Origin of the sequence: Streptomyces sp. NPDC091287 (genome assembly GCF_044768525.1) — a bacterium.
Classification (GTDB): Bacteria; Actinomycetota; Actinomycetes; order Streptomycetales; family Streptomycetaceae; genus Streptomyces.
The window spans coordinates 217,915-239,323 of record NZ_JBIVUV010000013.1; the positions used below are offsets into that span (position 1 = coordinate 217,915).

The window sequence follows — 21,409 nt, forward strand, 5'->3', positions numbered from 1 at the left end:
TAAGCTGGCTTTATGACCGGCGACGACGCACACGCACCCCACGTTTCCCTCTCCCACCGGGTCCCCGACCTCGGGGCGCTGGAACTGCTGCTCGCCGTCGCCCGGCACGGCAGCCTCGGGCGGGCCGCCCGGGACGTCGGCATCACCCAGCCCGCCGCCTCCAGCCGCGTCCGGTCCATGGAGCGCCAGCTCGGCGTCGCCCTCCTGGACCGCTCCCCGCGCGGCTCCCGGCTCACCGACGCGGGCGCGCTGGTCACCGACTGGGCGCGCCGGGTCGTCGAGGCGGCGGAGGCCTTCGACGCCGGTGCCCAGGCGCTGCGCGACCGCCGCGACTCCCGGCTGCGGGTCGCCGCCAGCATGACGATCGCCGAGTACCTGCTGCCGGGCTGGCTGATCGCGCTGCGCGGCGAGCGGCCGGACACCGCGGTCTCGCTCCTCGTCGGCAACTCCGCGGCCGTCGCCCGCCGCCTGGTCACCGGCGAGGCCGACCTCGGCTTCGTCGAGGGCCTGTCGATACCGGAGGGGCTCGACGGCACCGTCATCGCCCACGACCGCCTCGTCGTCGTGGTCGCCCCCAGCCACCCCTGGGCCCGCCGCCGCACCCCGCTGCTGCCCGGCGAACTCGCCGCCACCCCGCTGATCCTGCGCGAACACGGCTCCGGCACCCGCCAGGTCCTGGACGCGGCGCTCGCCGTGCACGGCGGACTGGCCCAGCCCCTGCTGGAACTCTCCTCGACCACGGCGGTCAAGGGCGCGGCGGAGAGCGGCGCGGGCCCCTGCGTCCTGAGCGAACTGGCCCTCGGCGAGGAGCTGTCGTCCCGCCGCCTCGTCAAGGTCCCCATCGCGGGCGTACGGCTGCGCCGCCAACTGCGCGCGGTCTGGCCCGGGGGCCACCGCCCCACCGGCCCCGCCCGCGATCTGCTGTCCCTGACCGGCCGCGACGCCTGACCCCGCGAACCCCGGCCGCCGTGTCGGAGCCGGACCCTAGAGTGGGGGCATGAGCTACGCGACGCCGCCCGGCTGGTACCCGGACACGGGCGCACCCGGCCTTGAGCGCTGGTGGGACGGCACGGCCTGGACCGCGCACACCCGCCGGCCCGACGCTGCCCACGCCGCACCGGAACAGCCGCCCGCACCCGCGGCGTTCGGCCCGCCGTCGCTTCCGCTCCCGCACCAGCGCGGCCCCCGGGACGAGGCCGGCGGCGGCAGCCGGACGAAGGTCCTGGCGATCACGCTCTCCGGGGTGCTGGTCCTGGGCGCGGCCGTCGCCGGGTCCGTACTGCTCGGCCGCGACGAGGGCGGTACGCCCGCGGCTCCGACGACGACCGCCTCGCCCCCGGCCCCCGTCACCGCCCCCACGGCCACCGCCTCCTCCGCCGAGCCCGACCAGGACGAGGACCCCGCCGTCCTCGTCGACCAGCTCAACGGGGTCACCCTGCCGGTGCCCGAGGGCTGGGAGAAGCCGGAGAGCACCTCCGACGACGCCCCCACCATCCGCACCGAGCAGTCCTACGACTGCCCCGGAGGCGCGTCGTTCTGCTACCACGGCACGGTCACCACCCGCACCGCCCGGGGCGGCGAGACCGATGTCAGAACCCTGGCCGAGGCCGACATCGTCACCGCGGCCGACAAGGCCTACGAGGAGGACAACCTCGGCCGGCGCACGCACGGCGGCATCACGTCCCACAAGGTGCTCAAGACCCAGGAGCTGACCGTCGCCGGCCGCACCGGCTACCTGGTGCGCTGGCAGGTCACCACCGGCAAGGGGCCCGGCGGGTACGTGCAGTCCCTGGTCTTCCCCTCCTCGGTGGGCGCCGGGACACCGGTGATCGTCCGGTTCGCCTTCGACGCCGGGGCACCCGGCCTGCCGCTGTCCCTGATGGACACCATCACCCGGGGCATCCGCCCGCTCGGCGACAGCGCGACGAGCGGTGGAGTGGGCGCGTCCATCGGCCCCTGAAGCCCACATCGCCCGCGGGACCGACGTCAGAGGAAGGTCTGCCCCTCGCCCCGGTACGTCGGAACGCTCGCCGTGACCCGGTCGCCCTCGATCAGGTGCAGCGCGTCGAAGCGCTCGCACAGTTCCCCGGCCTTGGCGTGCCGGAACCACACCTTGTCGCCGATCAGCAGGTCGTCGGCGGGGGAGCCCAGCAGCGGCGTCTGTACCTCGCCCGCGCCCTCCTGCGCGTCGTAGCGCAGCCCCTCCGGCAGATACGGCACCGGCGAGCGGTCGGCGCCGGCCGCGCCGGACGCCGGATAGCCGCCCCCGAGCACTGTCACCACGCCCACGCCCGGCCGGCGCACCACGGGCTGCGCGAACAGGGCCGCCGGACGGCCGGTGAACGACGTGTAGTTGTCGAACAGCCGGGGCACGTACAGCCCCGAACCGGCCGCGATCTCCGTCACCGCGGCCTCGGCCGCCGTGTGCTGCACACTGCCGGTTCCGCCGCCGTTGACGAACTCCAGCTCCGGCGCGACGGCGCGGACCGCCCGCACCACCTCGGCCCGGCGCACCGCCAGCTCCTTGCGGGCGGCCGACTGCATCAGCCGGATCGCCCGGGACCGCAGCGGCCGCCCCGCCAGCGCGTCGCCGACCCCGGCGACATGCCCCTCGTACGCCATCACCCCCACCAGGCGGAAGCCCGGCCTGCGGGCCACCGAGCGGGCCAGCTCGGCGAGTTGCGCGGGGGAGCGCAGGGGTGAGCGCAGCGCCCCGATCCGGACCCGGCCACCGAGCATCCGCAGCGAGGTGTCCAGCTCCAGGCAGACCCGGATCTCCTCCCGGCCGCCCGCCCGGGAGGCGTCGATCAGCTCCAGCTGGGCGTGGTCGTCGACCATCACGGTCACGGCCCCGGCGAGCTTGGGATCGGCCGCCAGCTCGGCGAACGCGGACCGGTCGGCCGACGGGTAGGCCAGCAGGACGTCGTCGAACCCGGCCCGCGCCAGCCACAGCGACTCCGCCAGCGTGTACGACATGATCCCGGCGAACCCGGGACGCGCGAGCACCCGTTCCAGCAGGGCCCGGCACCGCACCGACTTGCTCGCCACCCGGACCGGTTTCCCGGCCGCCCGCCGCACCAGATCGTCGGCGTTGGCGTCGAACGCCTCAAGATCGACGATCGCGATCGGGGCGTCGAGATGGGCGGTGGCCCGGTTGTAGCGGGTCCGGTCAGCGGCGCGGGCAGTCATGGCCGCAGCTTGCCAGAGAGCCGCTACGGCTGGGTAGGGGGACGATCGGGACAGATCGTCCGCCGACCGGGGCGTCCCGTTCCCCGCCGCCCGCCCGCAGCCCGTAGAGTGACGTGCACGCGAGCACCAACGGGCCTGTCAGCGGCGGTGATCCGTGGTCGGTACGAGGACGTGTATGCGGGGGGCCGGATGAGTACCGAAGCGCAGCGCGCCCCTGTGCCGCCCCGCCCGACCACCCCTCCCACGGCCCCGGCTCCCGCTTCCACGCCTCCGCCCGCATCAGGGACCGCGCCGCCTCAGCAGGTTCGGCCGGCGGTCGCTCCGCAGGCGGCGCAGCCCGCACCGACCCGCCCGCCGGCTTCGGCCCCGCAGGAAGCGTCTCAGGCCCCGGCCCAGCAGCCCTCCCCGCCACGCCCGGTCGCACCGGCCCCACAGGCCCCGCCGATGCGTTCGGCTGCGCCTGCCGCGCCTGCCGCGCCTGCCGCGCCTGCCGCGCCTGCCGCGCCGGCCCCGCTGGACCCGCTGGACCCGAAGGCCCCGCCGACCCGCTTCACCCTGGCCGCCCGTGCCGTCCCACCAGCCCGTCCGGCCCCACCGGCAGCCCCCGCCCCGGCCCCTTCCGCCCGGGTGACCCCGCAGGCCCCACCGGGCCCGCAGTCCCGACCGGGGACTCCGGCCCCACCGGCAGCTCGCGCTCCGCAGGCCGCACCGGCCCCGCAGGTCCCACCGGCAGCCCCCGCCCCGCAGACCGCACCGGCCCAGCGGCCCACGCCCCCCACGGCGCCCGCGCCGCCCTCCACGAGCCCTACGCACCCCGGCCCGCCCCCCGCGGGTTCCGCGAGCCCGACGCTTCCCGGTCCGCCCGTCACTCGGCGCAGGCCCGTCGGGGCCGTCGATCTGACGCCCGCGCCGGGAGCCGTTCCGCCGCCCCCCGGCGGCTACCGGACGCCGGTCCGCTACGGCTACCCGGAGACACCTGCCGAGACCACCACCCGGCTGCGCCCGGTCCGCCCCCGGCAGCGGTGGCGTACCGCGGCGGCCGCCGCCTGCGTCGTGCTCGGCCTCGGGCTGATCGGCGGGGCGGTCACCGGGGCCTGGCTGACCGGCGACTCCTCGGCCGAGACCACCGGGAACCCGTACACCGCCGCACGCGGCGCCTGGCACAGCGTCCCCGTCGACACGCTGTTCCCGCGCGCCGTCCAGGGCAAGGGCGCGGGCCCCGGCGGCACCCACCGCACCTGGACGCGGATCGCCGTCGCCGCCGACAGCACGTGCAGGAGCGGGCTCGACCCGCTGCTCCTGACCACGCTCCGCTCCGTGGGCTGCGAACGGCTGGTGCGCGCCACCTACACCGACGCCACCCGATCCGCCGTCACCACCGTCGGCCTGGTCTTCACCGAGGCCGATGCCCCGGGCATGCGGGCCCTGCACACCCGGTTCACCGAGCAGAAGCTCGGCGCGCGCAAGGACCTCATGCCCCGTACGTACGCTCCCGAGGGCACGCTCGCGGCCTCCTTCGGCGACGGGCAGCGCGCCAGCTGGACGGTCAACCCGCTCACCGAGATCCCGGTCGTCGTCCTCGCCGTCTCCGGCTTCGCGGACGGCCGCACCGTCGCCGACCCGCAGCCCGCCCCCGCCGCCATGGCCTCGGGTGCCACGACGGACATCGCCCAGGCCGGGCTCGGCCACGAGGCGAAGGGCCTCGCGGACCGGGTGGAGCGCGGGCTGCGCACGCACGTCGCCGAACTCACGGAGCAGCCCGGATGACCCGACGACCCCACCGCGTCCTCGCCGCGGTCTGCGCCGCCGCCGTCCTCGCGCTCACCCCCGCCGCGCCCGCCCACGCGGACGCCATCCGGGACCAGCAGTGGGCCCTGGACGCCCTGCACACCGACCGGTCCTGGGAGACCACCCGGGGCCAGGGCGTCACCGTCGCCGTCCTGGACACCGGGGTCGACGACGCCCACCCCGACCTGACGGGCCAGGTGCTCCCCGGCAAGGATCTCGTCGGCTTCGGCGCCGCCCGCGGCGACTCCTCCTGGGCCCTGCACGGCACCGCGATGGCCGGCATCATCGCCGGACGCGGCAACGGCCCCGGGCGCTCCGACGGCATCCTCGGCATAGCCCCCGAGGCCCGGATCCTGCCGGTCCGGGTCATTCTGGAGTCCAAGGACCCCGCCCGGGCCAAGGCCCGCAAGTCCCGCGGCACCGCCCTCGCCGACGGCATCCGCTGGGCCGCGGACAACGGCGCCGACGTCATCAACCTCTCCCTGGGCGACGACAGCGAGTCCGCCCACCCCGACCCCGGAGAGGACGCGGCCATCCAGTACGCCCTCTCCAAGGGCGTCCCCGTCGTCGCGTCGGCGGGCAACGGCGGCGAGAAGGGGGACCGGATCTCCTACCCCGCCGCCTACCCCGGGGTGATCGCGGTCGCCGCGGTCGACGAGTACGGCACGCACGCCTCGTTCTCCACCCGCCGCTGGTACGCCACCGTCAGCGCGCCCGGCGTCGACATCGTGGTCGCCAACCCGGACGGGCACTACTACATCGAGTGGGGCACATCGGCCGCCGCCGCGTTCGTCTCCGGCGCGGTCGCCCTGGTCCGGGCCGCCCACCCCGGCCTGGACCCGGCCCAGATCAAGAAGCTGCTGGCCGACACCGCCCGCGACGCCCCCGCCGAGGGCCGTGACGACGCCCGGGGGTACGGGATCGTCGACCCGGCGGAGGCCATCGAGGCGGGCTCCCGGCTGCGTCCGGCCGACCTGGACGCCAAGGCCGCCCCGGCGGGGCACCGGGGGCGGTACTTCGGCGATGGCCCGGCCCCGGCCCGTACCGCCGACGCGACGGCCAACTGGGCCGCCCCGCTCGCCGGCGGGCTCGGTGCGGCGCTGCTGGCCGCGGCCGTCGTCCTCTGGCGCGGTCGGAACGCCCCCGGCCGCCGCTGAGCGCACCGCGCCCGGACCTGCCCGCGCCGATGATTCACCTGCTCGCCCCGGGCACCGCGTCCGACCGGTCGCGCGCGGCCGCCTTCCGAGCCTGATCACCGGTGTGCCGGTCGCCGCGCGGGGCGGCCCCGCGGTGCACCACGACCACCGCCACCAGCCCCAGCGCCAGGCCGAGCACGGTCCGGGGGCCGAACGGCTCTCCGAACATCAGGGCTCCCCACACCGCCGTGACCGGGGCCATCAGGAACATGAGCGTGTTGACCGCCGTGACGCCCGAGCGCCTCAGGATCAGCCAGTACAGCCCGTACCCGCCGAAGGTGGACAGCACCACCAGCCAGCCGACCGCGCCCCAGAACGCGAGCTCGGCGGGCGGCAGCGCGGTCCCCGTGCCGACGGCGAGCGCGGTGAAGATCACGGTGCTGGCGGCGCAGTGGACCGTCAGCGACACCGAAGGGGCCACCCGGGTGGCGGAACGGCTCTCCAGGAAGGTGGCCGCCACCAGCGACAGCATGCCGACGAACGGCAGGGCGTAGGCCCACCCGGTCACCCCGGCGGCGGCCGAGGCGTCGGCCGTCGTGACCACGACGACCCCGGCCACCCCCAGACACAGGCCGAGCCACTGCCGGGCGGTCACGTAACTCCGCAGCAGCGGTCCGGCCAGCGCCCCCGCCACCAGGGGCTGGACCCCGTCGATCAGGGCCGTGGTGCCCGTGGAGACCCCGAGCTGGATCGCGTAATAGACGGTCAGCAGATAGCCGCTCTGCGACAAGGCGCCGATCACGGCCTGCCGGACCACGTCCCGTACGCCGAGGCCCCGCCAGGAGGCGCGCGCGACGGTCACGGCGACCACGGCCAGGACGACCGTCAGCGGCAGGAACCGCCACATCAGGATCGTGAGGGCGGACGCGCTGCCGGCGCCTAGCTTGGCCCCGATGAACCCGGAGCTCCAGCACAGCACGAAGGCGACCGGGAGCAGGATGTTCATGACGCACCTCGCTATACAGATCGGTATACCTGCCCTCGACTATACAGATCGGTATACTCGTCGCCATGGGTACTTCCGAGGAGCTGCGACGGATCACCATGACGCCTGCCGCGCGACGGGCCCTGGCGGCCGCCGAGCGGCTCTTCTACGACCGGGGCATCCATGCCGTCGGGGTGGACCTGATCGCCGCCGAGGCCGGGGTGACCAAGAAGACCCTCTACGACCGCTTCGGCTCCAAGGAGCAGATCGTCGTGGAGTACCTCGCCGACCGCGACGAACGCTGGCGCGCCTTCCTCGCCGAGCGCCTCGACACCGCGCCACCCGTGCCTCGCGCTCGGCTCCTGGCCGTCTTCGACGCCTCGCGCGCCTGGATGGCGGACAACGGCTCCAAGGGGTGCAGCATGGTCAACGCCCATGCGGAGATCAGTGACCCGTCCCACCCGGCGCACGCGGTCATCACCGGCCAGAAGCAGTGGATGCTGGACCTGTTCACCCGGCTCGCCCGAGGCATCGAGGGCCTCGGCCCCGACGCCGCCGACCGGCTGGGCCGGACGCTCATGCTGCTGCACGAAGGAGCCCTGGTCGCCCACGGCATGAAGGTCTTCCCGGACCCCCTCGCCCACGCCCGCGAGGAGGCGGCCGCCCTGCTGGCCGCGGCGACGGAACGCTGAGTCCGTGCCGGCTCCCGGCGACGGCCGGAGCGCCGAGGCCCGCGCCCGTCCCACCTGCGGGCAGGCCCCCGGACCCCAGGCACTACCCTCGTCCCGTGGAGCTCAAGAACATCCCGGACCCCGGTTTCTCCGACGACGACGGCTCGGCGTCCCCCGCCCTGACCAGGGCCCTGGACGCCTGGTCCCGCGACCGGAGCTCCGTCGGCCCGGTCCTGACGGCCCTGCGCGACGCCCGGCTCCTGGTCCCCGTCGTCGCCGTGCTCGGCGAGGTCGAGGTTGACGAGAGGGGGCTCCGGCGCGAGAAGACCAGCGACATGGCCGTACCCACCCTCCAGGCCGGCGACCGGCGAGCGCTCCCCGCCTTCACCTCGACCGCGTCGCTGGCGCTCTGGGACCCGGAGGCGCGCCCCGTCGCCGTACCGCTGCACCAGGCGCTCCAGGCCGCCGCCCACGAGAAGGCCGACACCGTCGTGCTGGACCTCGCCGGGCCCGTCGCCTTCGAGCTGAGCGGGCAGGCGCTCCTGGCCCTCGCCGAGAACCGCACCAGCACCGACCCGCTCCAGGACCCCGCCGTCATCGCGGCCGTACGGGAGGCCGTGGCCGCTGACCCCGCCGTGGTCCGCGCCCACCTCGGTCCCGGCAGCGCGGACGGCACGCTCGCCCTCGTCCTCGCCCCGGACGCCGTGCCCGCCGAGGCGGCCCGCCGCATCGCCCGCGCTCTGTCGGCCAGCGAGGTGCTGCGGGCCCGGCTGGTGAGCGGGCTAGATCTGGCCGTTCTCCCCGCCGGCACGCCCACGCCGGGGGAGCCCCTCTTCGCCCGCTGACGTATCGGGCCGCACCGGGACGACCCCGTCGACGCGCGCCAAGCGCCCGCCGCCGTGAGAATTGTCGGGAATTCGGAGAAATCCGACCAACCGATCAAGCTCGCGAGGTGGTTCCATGCAGAAGCGGATCGTGGCGTCAGAGTTCCTCGGCACCCTGCTGCTGGTGTTCTTCGCCGTGGGGTCCGCGGTGGTCGCCGTCGAATACCTCGGCACGGTGGGCATCGCCCTCACCTTCGGCTTCACCCTCCTCGCGCTGGCCTACGCGCTCGGCCCGATCTCCGGCTGCCACGTCAATCCCGCGGTGACGCTGGGCATGTATATGGCGGGCCGGATCGACATCCGTACGGCCGTCGAGCGCTGGGTGGCCCAGTTCCTCGGCGCGGTCGTCGGCGCGGCCCTGCTGTTCCTGCTGGCGAAGCAGATCCCGGGCCTGGAGACCAGCGGCGAGTTCGGCACCAACGGCTACGACGACCGGTCGGCCGTCGGCATCAACATCGGCGGCGCGTTCCTCGCCGAGGTGGTCCTGACGTTCCTGCTCGTCTACGTGGTCCTCGCGGTGACCCACAAGGTGGCGGTCACCGGCTTCGACGGGCTGCCCATCGGCCTGGCGCTCGCCGCGATCCACCTGGTGGGCATCCCGCTGACCGGCACGTCGGTCAACCCGGCGCGCAGCTTCGGCCCGGCGCTCTTCGCGGGCGGCGCGGCCCTCTCCCAGCTCTGGCTGTTCATCGTCGCGCCCCTGGTAGGCGGAGCGATCGCCGCCTACGCCCACCGGCTCACCCACCCCTACCCCAACGTCCTGCCCGCGGAGACCGAGGACGCCATCTGACGAACCGACCCGGCCCGACCGCACACGCGGAAGCCCGCCGCCCCACGGGGGGACGGCGGGCTTCCTGGCGTACGGGGGAAGGGGTGGCGGTCAGCCGTAGACCGGCCCGGTGTACTTCTCGCCGGGGCCGTGGCCGGGCTCGTCCGGCACCAGCGAGGCCTCGCGGAAGGCGAGCTGGAGGGACTTCAGGCCGTCGCGCAGCGGGGAGGCGTGGAAGGTGCTGATCTCCGTGGCGCTCGCGTCCAGCAGTCCGGCCAGCGCCTGGACCAGCTTGCGGGCCTCGTCGAGGTCCTTGTGCTCCTCGCCCTCCTCGGTGAGGCCGAGCTTCACGGCGGCTGCGCTCATCAGGTTGACGGCGACCGTCACGATCACCTCGACCGCGGGGACCTCCGCGATGTCGCGGGCCATGTCGTCGAAGCCGGGGTTCTCACTGCTGGGGGTCGCGTCACTCATGCCCATACGATAAGGCCAGGCCACCGCCCTCCCGCGCGCGGGAGCCGCTTCAGGACCGCCGGGGCGGACAGGGAGACGATGGCGGGGGAGACGCAGGATTAGCGCCCCCGGGACCGGGCTGCTAACCTTGTGTAACGACCGGCCGGACATCTATGTGCCCGGCCCACAAGTGGAGGCTCCGATCTCCCACCTGACCGTCCTCACCGGACGGCGGGTCACCGGTCAGACGGTCCCCATCGTTCCGTACGGACGATGGAGCCGTCCGATGCGCCCCGCGGTTGACCGCGGCGGTGCTCCGGTAGTTCCTGGAGCCCCGCCTGTGTCCCGTCCGGGGCATTTTTGTGCTTCCGGCTCGGTTGGTCTTGACGTTATAAGACGTTACGCGGCTGTCCGCCAGGCGGTCGCGTGGTGCTACCGAGGAGGATCCATCAGCGCCGAGCCCCGCATCAACGACCGGATTCGCGTTCCCGAGGTCCGACTTGTCGGTCCCAGCGGCGAGCAGGTCGGGATTGTTCCGCTTGCCAAGGCCCTGGAACTCGCACAGGAGTATGACCTCGACCTGGTCGAGGTGGCGGCGACAGCCCGTCCGCCCGTGTGCAAGCTCATGGACTACGGGAAGTTCAAGTACGAGTCGGCCATGAAGGCCCGTGAGGCGCGCAAGAACCAGGCGCACACGGTCATCAAGGAGATGAAGCTCCGGCCGAAGATCGACCCGCACGACTATGACACGAAGAAGGGTCACGTCGTCCGGTTCCTCAAGCAGGGCGACAAGGTCAAGATCACGATCATGTTCCGTGGCCGTGAGCAGTCCCGCCCCGAGCTGGGCTTCCGACTGCTCCAGCGTCTCGCTTCGGACGTGGAGGACCTGGGCTTCATCGAGTCCAACCCGAAGCAGGACGGCCGGAACATGATCATGGTTCTGGGCCCGCACAAGAAGAAGACCGAAGCCATGGCCGAGGCCCGTGAGGCCCAGGCCGCCCGCAAGGCCGAGCGTCAGGGCACGACCGACGCGCCGACCGAGGGCGACACCGCCGAGGCTCCGGCCGAAGCGGTCGAGGCTCCGGCCGAGACACCTTCCGAGACGTGACCTCAGGGGCTGCCATCCAGGCGGCCCCGGGTCCCCCCGGAATCCCATAGAGATCTGACGCCCCTGCAGTCCGGTGCCCCGCACCGTGAGGGGCGCCACTGACGAGGAGAGAACGGCGCGATGCCGAAGAACAAGACGCACAGCGGTGCCAGCAAGCGCTTCAAGATCACCGGCTCCGGCAAGGTGCTCCGCGAGAGGGCCGGCAAGCGCCACCTGCTCGAGCACAAGTCGTCCAAGAAGACCCGCTCGCTGACCGGCACGGTCGTCGTGGCTCCGGCCGACGCCAAGAAGATCAAGAAGCTTCTCGGCAAGTGAGGCTCGGCCTCCGGCTCGCCCCGGAGGCACGACCTCGATCACACCGGGACCAATTCGTTTCCGGGCCGTGTGAAGACACCCACGGCCCCGCTACAAGGAGTTAACAAGTGGCACGCGTCAAGCGGGCAGTCAACGCCCACAAGAAGCGCCGGGCAATTCTCGAGGCGGCCAAGGGCTACCGCGGGCAGCGTTCGCGTCTGTACCGCAAGGCCAAGGAGCAGGTCACCCACTCCCTGGTCTACAACTACAACGACCGCAAGAAGCGCAAGGGCGACTTCCGTCAGCTGTGGATCCAGCGCATCAACGCCGCTGCCCGCCAGAACGGCATGACGTACAACCGCCTCATCCAGGGTCTGAAGGCCGCCAACATCGAGGTGGACCGCAAGATCCTGGCCGAGCTCGCGGTCAACGACGCCAACGCGTTCGCCGCCCTCGTCGAGGTCGCTCAGAAGGCCCTCCCGAGCGACGTCAACGCCCCGAAGGCCGCCTGATCCAGGCACCCCCTTCCAGGTGAGCGAACCGGACCCGCAGGCGCACGCCGCCTGCGGGTCCGGTGCGTTGGACCCCGCAGACACTCCACACCGCCACAGCCGTACGCAGAGAGGCTCGCCGCCGACCATGGGCACCCCCGAACTGATCTCCCCGCGTTCCCCCCGTGTCGCCGCCGCCCGCCGGCTGGCCCGCCGCAACTTCCGCGGCAAGGAGCGCAGGTTCATCGCCGAGGGGCCCCAGGCCGTACGCGAGGCCGCCGCCCACCGGGGCGGCGACGGCGAGCCGACGCTCATCGAGCTGTTCGCCACGCCCGAGGCCGCCGACCGGTACGCCGACATCGTCGAGGCCGCCCACACCGCGGGCGCCCGGGTGCACCTGGCCGACGACGACGTCCTCGCCGACGTCTCGCAGACCGTCACCCCGCAGGGCCTCATCGGCGTCTGCCGCTTCCTGGACACCCCGTTCCAGGAGATCCTCGCCGCGAAGCCCACCCTGGTGGCCGTTCTGGCCAACGTGCGGGACCCCGGGAACGCCGGGACGGTACTGCGCTGCGCGGACGCGGCCGGCGCGGACGCGGTGATCCTGACCGACGCCTCCGTCGACCTCTACAACCCCAAATCCGTACGGGCCTCGGTCGGTTCGCTCTACCACCTGCCCGTCGCCGTCGGCGTCCCCGTCGAACAGGCCGTGCGGGGCCTCCGGGACGCCGGGGTGCGCATCCTCGCCGCCGACGGGGCCGGGGCCGACGACCTGGACGACGAGCTGGACGCGGGCACCATGGGCACCCCCACCGCCTGGGTCTTCGGCAACGAGGCCTGGGGGCTCCCCGAGGAGACCCGCGCGCTCGCCGACGCCGTCGTCCGCGTCCCCATCCACGGCAAGGCGGAGAGCCTCAACCTCGCCACCGCCGCCGCCGTCTGTCTGTACGCCTCCGCCCGCGCGCAGCGCCCCCGGCGCGCCCCCGACGCGTAACGCAGCGCCGCTCCGACGGCCCGTCAGCACACGATCCCAGCCATTCCCGCGCCCCTCCCACCGGCGCACTCCTCTCCGCGCCCCCACAGGGTGTCGCCGGTTCACCACCGCCTAGTAGGGTGACGAACTCGGGGGCCCACTGCACCGGTTCGAGAGGTGGGGATACGGGAAGATGGCTGTCGGCATGAGCTCGCCGCGACCGGCGCACACCACCGCGGCACGCGCTGCGGAAGAGGAGCCGGACGGGTCGGCGGCCGGTCCGGACGGCCTCGGCGCCGGCCTCGGCCAGGACGCCCCCGGCATCGACCCGGACGACCTTCCCGACGGTCTCGTCGTCGCCGACGAGAGCGGGCGCATCGTCTGCTTCAACGCCGCCGCCGCCCGCATCACCGCCACCCCCCGCGCCGACGCCATCGGACGCCCCCTGGACGTCGCCCTCCCGCTGGAGGACCTCAAGGGGAAGCGCTGGTGGGAGCTGACCGACCCGTACGGCGGTCTCGCCACCCGCAAGGCCCAGCCCGAGCGCAACCTGCTGCTGCCCGGCGGCCGTGAGGTGCTGGTCTCCGCCCGTTACGTACGCGAGCACCCGCTCGGCCCGGTGCAACGGGTCGTGGTCTCGCTGCGGGGCACCGAGGCCCGCCGGCGTACCGAACGCAGCCACGCGGAGCTGATCGCCACCGTCGCCCACGAACTGCGCTCCCCGCTGACCTCCGTCAAGGGGTTCACCGCCACCCTGCTCGCCAAGTGGGAACGTTTCACCGACGACCAGAAGCGGCTGATGCTGGAGACCGTCGACGCGGACGCCGGCCGGGTCACCCGGCTCATCGCCGAGCTGCTCGACATCTCCCGGATCGACTCCGGCCGGCTGGAGCTGCGCCGCCAGCCCGTCGACGTCCCCGCCGCCGTGGCACGGCACATCCAGGCGCTCATCACGGGCGGCCAGGCCCCCGACCGTTTCCGGGTCCGGGCCCGGGGGCCCCTGCCCGCCCTGTGGGCCGATCCCGACAAGGTCGACCAGGTCCTCGGCAACCTCCTGGAAAACGCGGTGCGCCACGGCGAGGGAACCGTCACCATTGAGATCGCCCCGGCACCCGCGCCGGGGGCGGACGACGAGACGGGAACGGCTGTCACCGTGAGCGACGAAGGCCCCGGCATCCCCGAGGAGTCGATGGGCCGCGTCTTCACCCGCTTCTGGCGGGGGAGCAAGCGCGGCGGCACGGGCCTGGGCCTCTACATCGTCAAGGGCATCGTCGAGGCCCACGGCGGCACCATCACCGTCGACCGGGGACCCGGCGGCGGAGCCGAGTTCCGATTTATTCTGCCCGTGAGCATGCCCGCCTACCTGGTGTGAGCAGCCCGCGGGCTCCCCGACCGTCCTGCGGCCTTTAGACTCGACCTTTGGCACCTTTGCGTCCTGCGGTCGTCGAGCCGGGTCGCGCCACCAGCCAATCGGAAGCACGGGAAGAGATGTCGGCACCGAACAAGTCGTACGACCCAGTCGAGGTCGAGGCACTGAAACCGGAAGAGATCGAGCGCCTGCGGGACGAGGCGTTCGCCGCCTTCGCCGCCGCCGGCGACCTCGACGCGCTCGCCCAGGCGAAGACCGCGCACACCGGAGGTACCTCGCCGCTGTCCCTCGCCAACCGCGAGATCGGCGCCCTGCCCCCGCAGGCCAAGGCAGAGGCGGGCAAGCGCGTGGGCCAGGCCCGCGGAGCCGTCTCCAAGGCGCTCGCCGCCCGCCAGGCGGAGCTGGAGGCCGAGCGGGACGCCCGGGTGCTCGTCGAGGAGGCCGTGGACGTCACGCTGCCCTACGACCGCGTCCCGGCCGGCGCCCGCCACCCCCTGACGACCATCATGGAGCGCGTCGCGGACGTCTTCGTGGCCATGGGCTACGAGATCGCCGAGGGCCCCGAGGTCGAGGCGGAGTGGTTCAACTTCGACGCCCTGAACTTCGTGCCCGACCACCCGGCCCGCCAGATGCAGGACACCTTCTTCGTCCGGGGCACCACGCCCGACGGGAAGGCGACCGAGGGCGACGAGTCCGGCGTCGTGCTGCGTACGCACACCTCCCCGGTCCAGGCCCGCTCGCTGCTGGAGCGCAAGCCCCCCGTCTACGTGGTCTGCCCCGGCCGGGTCTACCGCACCGACGAGCTCGACGCCACGCACACCCCGGTCTTCCACCAGATCGAGCTGCTCGCCGTCGACGAGGGCCTCACCATGGCCGACCTCAAGGGCACCCTCGACCACATGGTCCAGGCGCTCTTCGGACCGGACATGAGGACCCGGCTGCGGCCGAACTTCTTCCCGTTCACCGAGCCGTCCGCCGAGATGGACATGGTCTGCTACGTCTGCCGCGGCGAGTCCGTCGGCAACCCGGACCGCCCCTGCCGCACCTGCGGCAGCGAGGGCTGGATCGAGCTCGGCGGCTGCGGCATGGTCAACCCCAAGGTGCTCGTCGCCTGCGGCGTCGACCCCCAGAAGTACAGCGGATTCGCCTTCGGGTTCGGCATCGAACGGATGCTGATGTTCCGCCACAACGTCGAAGACATGCGAGACATGGTCGAGGGTGACGTCCGGTTCACCCGGCCGTTCGGGATGGAGATCTGATGCGCGTCCCGCTTTCCTGGCTGCGGGAGTACGTCGACCTGCCGGCGACGGAGACCGGCCGTGACGTACAGGCCAAGCTCGTCTCCGTCGGCCTCGAGGTCGAGACCGTCGAGCAGATCGGCGCGGGCCTCAAGGGCCCCCTGGTCGTCGGCAAGGTCCTGACCATCGAGGAGCTGGAGGGGTTCAAGAAGCCCATCCGCTTCTGCACGGTCGACGTCGGCACCGCCAACGGCACCGGCGAACCGCAGGAGATCGTCTGCGGCGCCCGTAACTTCTCGGTCGGCGACAAGGTCGTCGTGGTCCTTCCGGGCGCGGTCCTGCCCGGTGACTTCGCGATCGCCGCCCGCAAGACGTACGGCAAGACCTCGCACGGCATGATCTGCTCCACCGACGAGCTCGGCATGGGCGACGACGGAACGCACGGCATCATCGTGCTGCCGCCGGAGCACGAGGTCGGCACCGACGCGATCGAGCTGCTCCAGCTCGTCGACGAGGTCCTCGACATCGCCGTCACCCCGGACCGCGGCTACTGCCTCTCGATGCGCGGCGTCGCCCGGGAGACCGCCATCGCGTACGGGCTGCCGCTGCGCGACCCGGCGCTGCTGGACGTGCCCGCGCCGAACGCGTACGGCTACCCGGTCAAGATCTCGGAGCCGTCTCGCTGCGACCGCTTCACCGCGCGCACCGTCACCGGTCTCCAGCCCGAGGCCCGCTCCCCGATCTGGATGCGCCGCCGCCTCCAGAAGGCCGGGATGCGGCCCATCTCGCTGGCCGTCGACGTCACCAACTACGTGATGCTGGAGCTCGGCCAGCCCCTGCACGCCTACGACCGCACCCGGGTCGAGGGGCCGATCGGTGTGCGCCGCGCCGCGCAGGGCGAGAAGCTCACCACGCTGGACGGCACCGTGCGCGTGCTGGACGCCGAGGACCTCGTCATCACCGACGACCGCGGGCCGATCGGCCTCGCGGGCGTCATGGGCGGCGCCAACACCGAGATCGCCGACGCCGACGGTGAGCACGCCCTCACCACCGAGGTCGTCATCGAGGCCGCGCACTTCGACGCGATCTCAATCGCCCGTACCGCGCGCCGCCACAAGCTGTCCTCCGAGGCGTCCAAGCGCTTCGAGCGCGGCGTCGACCCGCAGGCCGCCGCCGCTGCCGCCCAGCGCACGGTGGACCTGCTGGTCCTCCTCGCGGGCGGCACCGCAGAGGCCGGGGTCACCGAGATCACCGCCCCGTCCGCGCCGCGCACCATCGCGATGCCCGCCGACCACCCGGACCGGGTCGCCGGTGTGGGTTACGGCCGCGAGACCGTCGTCCGCCGCCTCCAGCAGGTCGGCTGCGACGTCTACGGGCAGGACGAGCTGATCGTCACCGTCCCGTCCTGGCGGCCCGACCTGAACGAGCCGAACGACCTGGCCGAAGAGGTCATCCGGCTGGAGGGCTACGAGAACCTGCCCTCCACCCTGCCGACGCCCCCCTCCGGCCGCGGCCTCACCGACCGGCAGCGGCTGCACCGCCGCATCGGCCGGGTGCTGGCCGGAGCCGGTTACGTGGAGGCGCTGAGCTACCCCTTCATCGGAGACGCGGTCCTGGACCAGCTCGGCCTGGAGGCGGAGGACGCCCGTCGCCGTACGGTCAAGCTCGTCAACCCGATCTCCGACGAGGAGCCGGCGCTGCGCACCACGCTGCTGCCGGGCCTCCTCGGCGCGCTGCGTCGCAACGACGGCCGGGGCAGCCACGACCTGGCGCTCTTCGAGACCGGTCTCGTCTTCCGGCCGACGGGTCGGGAGACGGCCGCCGTCCGGCTGCCCGTCGACCGCCGGCCCACCGACGAGGAGATCGCCGGTCTCGACGCGGCCCTGCCGCGTCAGCCGCGCCGCGCCGCCGTGGCCCTCGCGGGCGCCCGCGAGCAGGCCGGCTGGTGGGGCAAGGGCACCCCGGCGACCTGGGCGGACGCCGTCGAGGCCGCTCGCTCGATCGCCTCGGAGGCCGGTGTGGAGGTCATCGTCCGCGCCGACCAGCACGCCCCGTGGCACCCGGGCCGCTGCGCCGCGCTGTACGTCACCGTGAACGGCGAGGAGACCCTCTTCGGACATGCGGGCGAACTGCACCCGCGCGTCATCAAGGCGCTCCACCTGCCCGAGCGGACCTGCGCCGCCGAGGTCGAGCTGGACGTCCTGGAGCAGGCCGTCGACGGAGCGCTCCAGGCGCCCCGGATCTCCACCTTCCCGGTGGCGACCCAGGACGTCGCGCTCGTCGTCGCCGGGGACGTACCGGCCGCCGACGTGGAGCGGGCACTGCGCGAGGGCGCGGGTGAACTCCTCGAATCGCTGCGGCTGTTCGACGTCTTCACCGGTGAGCAGATCGGCGGGGGCAACAAGTCCCTGGCGTACGCGCTGCGCTTCCGCGCCGCCGACCGCACCCTGACCGTCGAGGAGGCGTCCGCCGCCCGCGACAGCGCGGTGGCCCTGGCCGCCGAGCGTACGGGCGCGGTGCTGCGCGGGGCGTAACACCCCCAGGGCGTTGAGAAGGGGCGTATCCGGCCACCGGATACGCCCCTTCTCCATCCCGCCGAGCGACGGAGGGACCACACGCCGGAGCAGGAGCCGGAACCGGGAGGAACGCGGTTCCGGCCTCCGTTCCGCAGCCACCCTCCTTCGTCGTCGGTCAGTGGGCCGTGCGGTCCGGGCGCCGTCCGCGCTGCCTCGGAGTGTCGGGCAGGTCAGCAGCGCGGACGGCGCGGGTGCGGGTCGTAGGCCGTTACGAGGGGGAGCCGACGACCCGGCCGCCTCTTGCGAGGGAGCTCATTCAACCGAGCCCGGGACCCGCGCGGCAGAGCGCACAGCAGGAGGGTTCGGGCATTCCGTTCACACCCCGTGTGAATCGTGCTCCACTAGGCTCATTGCGACACGCACCTGGGGGGACGATGGAGCCCAATGTCCTGCTCGAAGCCCTGATCGAGGAGGCCGGTGTGTCCCGTGCGGGCCTCGCCGGTCACGTCAACCGGGCGGGCCTGACCCGTGGGCTGAGCCTGCGGTACGAACACACGGCGGTCTCCCGCTGGCTCAAGGGCCAGCGTCCGCGGGGGCAGGTGCCCGACCTGATCTGCGAGGTGCTGGCCGGCCGGCTGGGACGGCCCGTCGGGCTCGACGACGTCGGGATGGGCGCCTTCGCCGGGGCGGGAGCGGACACCGGCGCCGAGGGCGCCTCCCTCTCCGGGTTCGTCGAGCGGGCCACCGCCCTGTGGCGCTCCGACGAACAGCAGCGCCCGCACCTGGCCACCGTGCCCGCCGTCACCGGCACGCCGGCGGTGATGCCGGTCTGGGAGTGGGAGAACCCCCCGGAGGACACCGACGTCTCGCGGCCGGGACCGGGCCGGGTCAGCGCGGCCGACATAGCGATGCTCAAGTCGGCCCGCGACCACTACGAGCAGATGTACCGCAAGACGGGCGGCCTCGCGACCAGGTCCCGGATCGTCCGCTTCCTCAACGCGGAGGCCGCGCCGCTGCTGCGCGGCGGCTACAGCGACGCCCTGGGCCGGAGCCTGCACCGGGCGACGGCGGGACTCGTGGCGGTGGCGGGCATCTGTGCCTACGACTCCGACGCCCACGGACTCGCCCAGCGCTACTTCCACCAGGCGCTGCGGCTCGCCAAGTCCAGCGGGGACCGGGGTCTCGGTGGCTATGTGATCGCGCTGCTGGTCACCCAGTCGCTGTTCCTCGGCGACTACCGCCGCTCCATCGCCTTCGCCGAGGCCGCGCTGCGGGCCGCCGGCGGTCACATCACCCCCGCCCTCGCCGCCGATCTGCACGCCATGCAGGCCAAGGCGTACGCCCGGCTGGGCGACGCGGCGAGCGCCCGGGCCTGCATCGGGCGGGCGGAGGCGCAGGCGGGCCGGATCCACACCGGCCGGGAGCCGGAGGAGACCGGGTACGTCCAGCCGGGTCTGGTCGACGTCCAGGTGGCGGAGGCGCTGCTCGGTCTCGGGGACCTGCCCGCCGCCCGGGAGCACGCGGCCTCCGCCGTGCGCGCCCCGGCGCACGACCGGGGGCGCGTGCACCGTCTCGCGATGTTGAGTCATATCGAGCTGCTTCAGGGCGAGGCCGATCGCGCGGCCGGTACAGCTGCCGAAATGGCGATGAGGGCCCGGGGGATGGAGTCCCAGCGGCTGCGTGACCGGCTGCGGCAGGTCCGGAGTGAACTGGCCGCGAGCGGCTGTTCCGAGGCGGTGGGGACCACCGACCTCATCGACGAGGCGCTCCGCGTGCCTCTGTGAGCTCTGCCGACGCCCCGTCGTTCGCTCCCCCTGACAGCCGAGCCTGCTGACATGTTGACCCCAACATGTCGAAAGGCGGCAGAACCGTGCAGTGGACGAACTTAGGCGAACGGAATGTGTATCAGAACCCGTGGTTCCGGGTGAATCTGGCGGACGTCCAGCTCCCCGACGGCAGCCACCTCGACCACTTCGTGATCCGGCTGCGACCCGTCGCGGCCGCCACGGTCGTCAACGAGGCGAACGAGGTGCTGCTGCTCTGGCGGCACCGGTTCATCACCGACAGCTGGGGGTGGGAACTGGCCGCGGGCGTCGTCGAGGACGGCGAGGACATCGCGGTGGCGGCGGCCCGTGAGATGGAGGAGGAGACCGGCTGGCGCCCCGGCGAGCTGCGCCCGCTGCTCACCGTGGAACCGTCGAACGGCCTCACCGACGCCCGGCACCACCTGTACTGGTCCGACGAGGCGCAGTGGACCGGGCCCCCGCAGGACGCCTTCGAGTCCTCGCGCCGCGAGTGGATACCGCTCAAGGTGGTCCCGGACATGATCGCCCGGGGCGAGGTGCCCGCCGCGAACATGGCGGCCGCCCTGCTGATGCTGCACCACCTGAGACTGGGCTGACCCGGCCGCGTACGAGCGCCCCGCACGCGCGAGGAGCCGGCCCCGGGGTGGCCGGGACCGGCTCCTGACAGCGAATCGCGCGGGTGGTTCAGGCGTACGGGTAGAACCCCGACCCGGACTTGCGGCCGAGGCGGCCCGCGTCGACCATGCGCTGGAGCAGCGGGGGAGCGGCGTACAGCGGCTCCTTGTACTCGGCGTACATCGAGTCCGCGACCGAGGCCACGGTGTCCAGGCCGATCAGATCGGCCAGCTTGAGCGGACCCATCGGGTGGGCGCAGCCCATCTCCATGCCGTTGTCGATGTCCTCGCGGCTGGCGATGCCCGACTCGAACATCCGGATCGCGGAGAGGAGGTACGGGATCAGCAGCGCGTTCACGACGAAGCCGGACCGGTCCTGGGCGCGGATCGGGTGCTTGCCGAGCACGTCCTGTACGACGGCCTCGGCGCGGGCGATCGTCTCGTCCGAGGTGGTCAGCGCCGGGATCAGCTCGACGAGCTTCTGCACCGGGGCCGGGTTGAAGAAGTGGATGCCGATGACCCGGTCCGGGCGCGAGGTGGCGACGGCCAGCTTCACCAGCGGGATCGAGGAGGTGTTGGAGGCCAGGATCGCGTCCTGCCGGGTCACCACCTGGTCGAGCACCTGGAAGATCTCGGTCTTGACCTGCTCGTTCTCCACGACGGCCTCGATGACGAGATCGCGGTCGGCGAACTCCCCGAGGTCGGTCGTGAAGCTCAGCCGGCCGAGGGTCTCGTCCCGCTCCTCCGCGCTGATCTTGCCGCGCTCGGCAGCCTTCGAGAGGGAGTTGTGCAGACGGGTGCGGCCGATTTCCAGCGCTTCGCCGGTGGTCTCGGCGACCTTCACTTCGAGGCCGCTGCGGGCGCACACCTCCGCGATACCTGCGCCCATCTGGCCACAGCCCACCACTCCGACGCGTGCAATGTCGGCCATAGAGTCCGTCACCTCGTGCCTTTCGCTGTTCTCCGTATCGCAGGGTCCCGTGTGATTCCGGTGCCCGCCTCGACCCCACGACGTTACTCCGAATGCCGACGCGGACGTCCCGCGGGTCATGACGGCCACGGATGGGAATGATGCGGTTACGTAGAGCCATCGGAGTCGGAGTGGGACGTGGCGGAGAGAGGTGGG

The 21,409-nt window shown here is 73.2% G+C and carries 20 protein-coding genes; 16 read left to right on the forward strand and 4 right to left on the reverse strand.

What is annotated here, in order from left to right; genetic code table 11:
* The first annotated feature begins 12 nt into the window (after nucleotides 1-12).
* Both ACIQRW_RS23240 and ACIQRW_RS23245 read left to right on the forward strand, forming a co-directional pair.
* Nucleotides 13-948 (forward strand): LysR family transcriptional regulator, encoded by a 936-nt coding sequence (locus tag ACIQRW_RS23240; RefSeq protein WP_274345740.1) that lies wholly within the window; start codon nucleotides 13-15, stop codon nucleotides 946-948.
* A 49-nt stretch (nucleotides 949-997) separates the two neighbouring features.
* Entirely contained in the window at nucleotides 998-1,960 is a 963-nt protein-coding gene (locus ACIQRW_RS23245; RefSeq protein ID WP_403763464.1) for a DUF2510 domain-containing protein, read from the forward strand.
* Nucleotides 1,961-1,986: 26 nt separating this feature from the next.
* On the opposite strand, the gene ACIQRW_RS23250 is transcribed toward ACIQRW_RS23245, so the two are convergent.
* The gene (locus tag ACIQRW_RS23250; RefSeq protein WP_403763466.1) at nucleotides 1,987-3,189 is read right to left on the reverse strand and encodes an amino acid deaminase/aldolase; all 1,203 of its coding nucleotides are present in this window, start codon (nucleotides 3,187-3,189) and stop codon (nucleotides 1,987-1,989) included.
* Nucleotides 3,190-4,086: 897 nt separating this feature from the next.
* On the opposite strand from ACIQRW_RS23250, the gene ACIQRW_RS23255 reads away from it, so the two are divergent.
* Both ACIQRW_RS23255 and mycP read left to right on the forward strand, forming a co-directional pair.
* Nucleotides 4,087-4,956 (forward strand): hypothetical protein, encoded by an 870-nt coding sequence (locus ACIQRW_RS23255; RefSeq protein ID WP_403763614.1) that lies wholly within the window; start codon nucleotides 4,087-4,089, stop codon nucleotides 4,954-4,956.
* Complete coding sequence (mycP, locus tag ACIQRW_RS23260; RefSeq protein ID WP_403763469.1) at nucleotides 4,953-6,134, forward strand: type VII secretion-associated serine protease mycosin; 1,182 nt, start codon at nucleotides 4,953-4,955, stop codon at nucleotides 6,132-6,134. Before ACIQRW_RS23255 ends, mycP begins: the two co-directional genes overlap by 4 nt.
* A gap of 34 nt (nucleotides 6,135-6,168) precedes the next feature.
* Here the strand turns inward: mycP and ACIQRW_RS23265 are convergent, their stop codons facing one another.
* Nucleotides 6,169-7,119: a DMT family transporter gene (locus tag ACIQRW_RS23265; protein WP_403763472.1), complete on the reverse strand. Its 951-nt coding sequence runs from the start codon at nucleotides 7,117-7,119 to the stop codon at nucleotides 6,169-6,171.
* A 65-nt stretch (nucleotides 7,120-7,184) separates the two neighbouring features.
* On the opposite strand from ACIQRW_RS23265, the gene ACIQRW_RS23270 reads away from it, so the two are divergent.
* From ACIQRW_RS23270 to ACIQRW_RS23280, 3 genes are all read left to right on the forward strand, one after another.
* On the forward strand, nucleotides 7,185-7,790 hold the full coding sequence (locus ACIQRW_RS23270; RefSeq protein ID WP_403763475.1) for a TetR/AcrR family transcriptional regulator: 606 nt from the start codon (nucleotides 7,185-7,187) through the stop codon (nucleotides 7,788-7,790).
* A gap of 95 nt (nucleotides 7,791-7,885) precedes the next feature.
* Nucleotides 7,886-8,614, forward strand: a complete 729-nt coding sequence (locus tag ACIQRW_RS23275) for an SseB family protein (protein ID WP_403763478.1) — start codon at nucleotides 7,886-7,888, stop codon at nucleotides 8,612-8,614.
* Between the two features lie 115 nt (nucleotides 8,615-8,729).
* Nucleotides 8,730-9,443: an MIP family channel protein gene (locus ACIQRW_RS23280; protein WP_403763481.1), complete on the forward strand. Its 714-nt coding sequence runs from the start codon at nucleotides 8,730-8,732 to the stop codon at nucleotides 9,441-9,443.
* Nucleotides 9,444-9,533: 90 nt separating this feature from the next.
* Here the strand turns inward: ACIQRW_RS23280 and ACIQRW_RS23285 are convergent, their stop codons facing one another.
* Nucleotides 9,534-9,896, reverse strand: coding sequence for a DUF1844 domain-containing protein (locus tag ACIQRW_RS23285; protein WP_018959482.1), 363 nt, complete (start codon nucleotides 9,894-9,896; stop codon nucleotides 9,534-9,536).
* Between the two features lie 370 nt (nucleotides 9,897-10,266).
* Here ACIQRW_RS23285 and infC point away from each other — a divergent pair, with 370 nt between their 5' ends.
* From infC to ACIQRW_RS23330, 9 genes are all read left to right on the forward strand, one after another.
* Nucleotides 10,267-10,983, forward strand: coding sequence for a translation initiation factor IF-3 (gene infC, locus ACIQRW_RS23290; protein WP_361869557.1), 717 nt, complete (start codon nucleotides 10,267-10,269; stop codon nucleotides 10,981-10,983).
* 120 nt (nucleotides 10,984-11,103) lie between these two features.
* Nucleotides 11,104-11,298 (forward strand): 50S ribosomal protein L35, encoded by a 195-nt coding sequence (gene rpmI, locus ACIQRW_RS23295; protein ID WP_003970213.1) that lies wholly within the window; start codon nucleotides 11,104-11,106, stop codon nucleotides 11,296-11,298.
* 107 nt (nucleotides 11,299-11,405) lie between these two features.
* Nucleotides 11,406-11,789, forward strand: a complete 384-nt coding sequence (gene rplT, locus ACIQRW_RS23300) for a 50S ribosomal protein L20 (protein ID WP_007457565.1) — start codon at nucleotides 11,406-11,408, stop codon at nucleotides 11,787-11,789.
* Nucleotides 11,790-11,916: 127 nt separating this feature from the next.
* A complete protein-coding gene (locus ACIQRW_RS23305) occupies nucleotides 11,917-12,762 on the forward strand; it encodes a TrmH family RNA methyltransferase (RefSeq protein ID WP_403763486.1) in 846 nt (281 codons plus the stop codon).
* Nucleotides 12,763-12,934: 172 nt separating this feature from the next.
* Nucleotides 12,935-14,113 carry an ATP-binding protein gene (locus tag ACIQRW_RS23310; RefSeq protein ID WP_403763489.1) on the forward strand — a complete coding sequence of 393 codons (1,179 nt, stop codon included), beginning with the start codon at nucleotides 12,935-12,937 and terminating at the stop codon, nucleotides 14,111-14,113.
* 116 nt (nucleotides 14,114-14,229) lie between these two features.
* Nucleotides 14,230-15,369 (forward strand): phenylalanine--tRNA ligase subunit alpha, encoded by a 1,140-nt coding sequence (gene pheS / locus ACIQRW_RS23315; protein WP_403763492.1) that lies wholly within the window; start codon nucleotides 14,230-14,232, stop codon nucleotides 15,367-15,369.
* Entirely contained in the window at nucleotides 15,369-17,882 is a 2,514-nt protein-coding gene (gene pheT / locus ACIQRW_RS23320) for a phenylalanine--tRNA ligase subunit beta (protein WP_403763494.1), read from the forward strand. Before pheS ends, pheT begins: the two co-directional genes overlap by 1 nt.
* Before the next feature lie 416 nt (nucleotides 17,883-18,298).
* Nucleotides 18,299-19,648, forward strand: coding sequence for a transcriptional regulator (locus ACIQRW_RS23325; protein WP_403763497.1), 1,350 nt, complete (start codon nucleotides 18,299-18,301; stop codon nucleotides 19,646-19,648).
* 86 nt (nucleotides 19,649-19,734) lie between these two features.
* A complete protein-coding gene (locus ACIQRW_RS23330; protein ID WP_403763499.1) occupies nucleotides 19,735-20,265 on the forward strand; it encodes an NUDIX hydrolase in 531 nt (176 codons plus the stop codon).
* Between the two features lie 88 nt (nucleotides 20,266-20,353).
* Here the strand turns inward: ACIQRW_RS23330 and ACIQRW_RS23335 are convergent, their stop codons facing one another.
* Nucleotides 20,354-21,214, reverse strand: coding sequence for a 3-hydroxybutyryl-CoA dehydrogenase (locus ACIQRW_RS23335; RefSeq protein WP_403763502.1), 861 nt, complete (start codon nucleotides 21,212-21,214; stop codon nucleotides 20,354-20,356).
* Nucleotides 21,215-21,409: the final 195 nt, after the last annotated feature.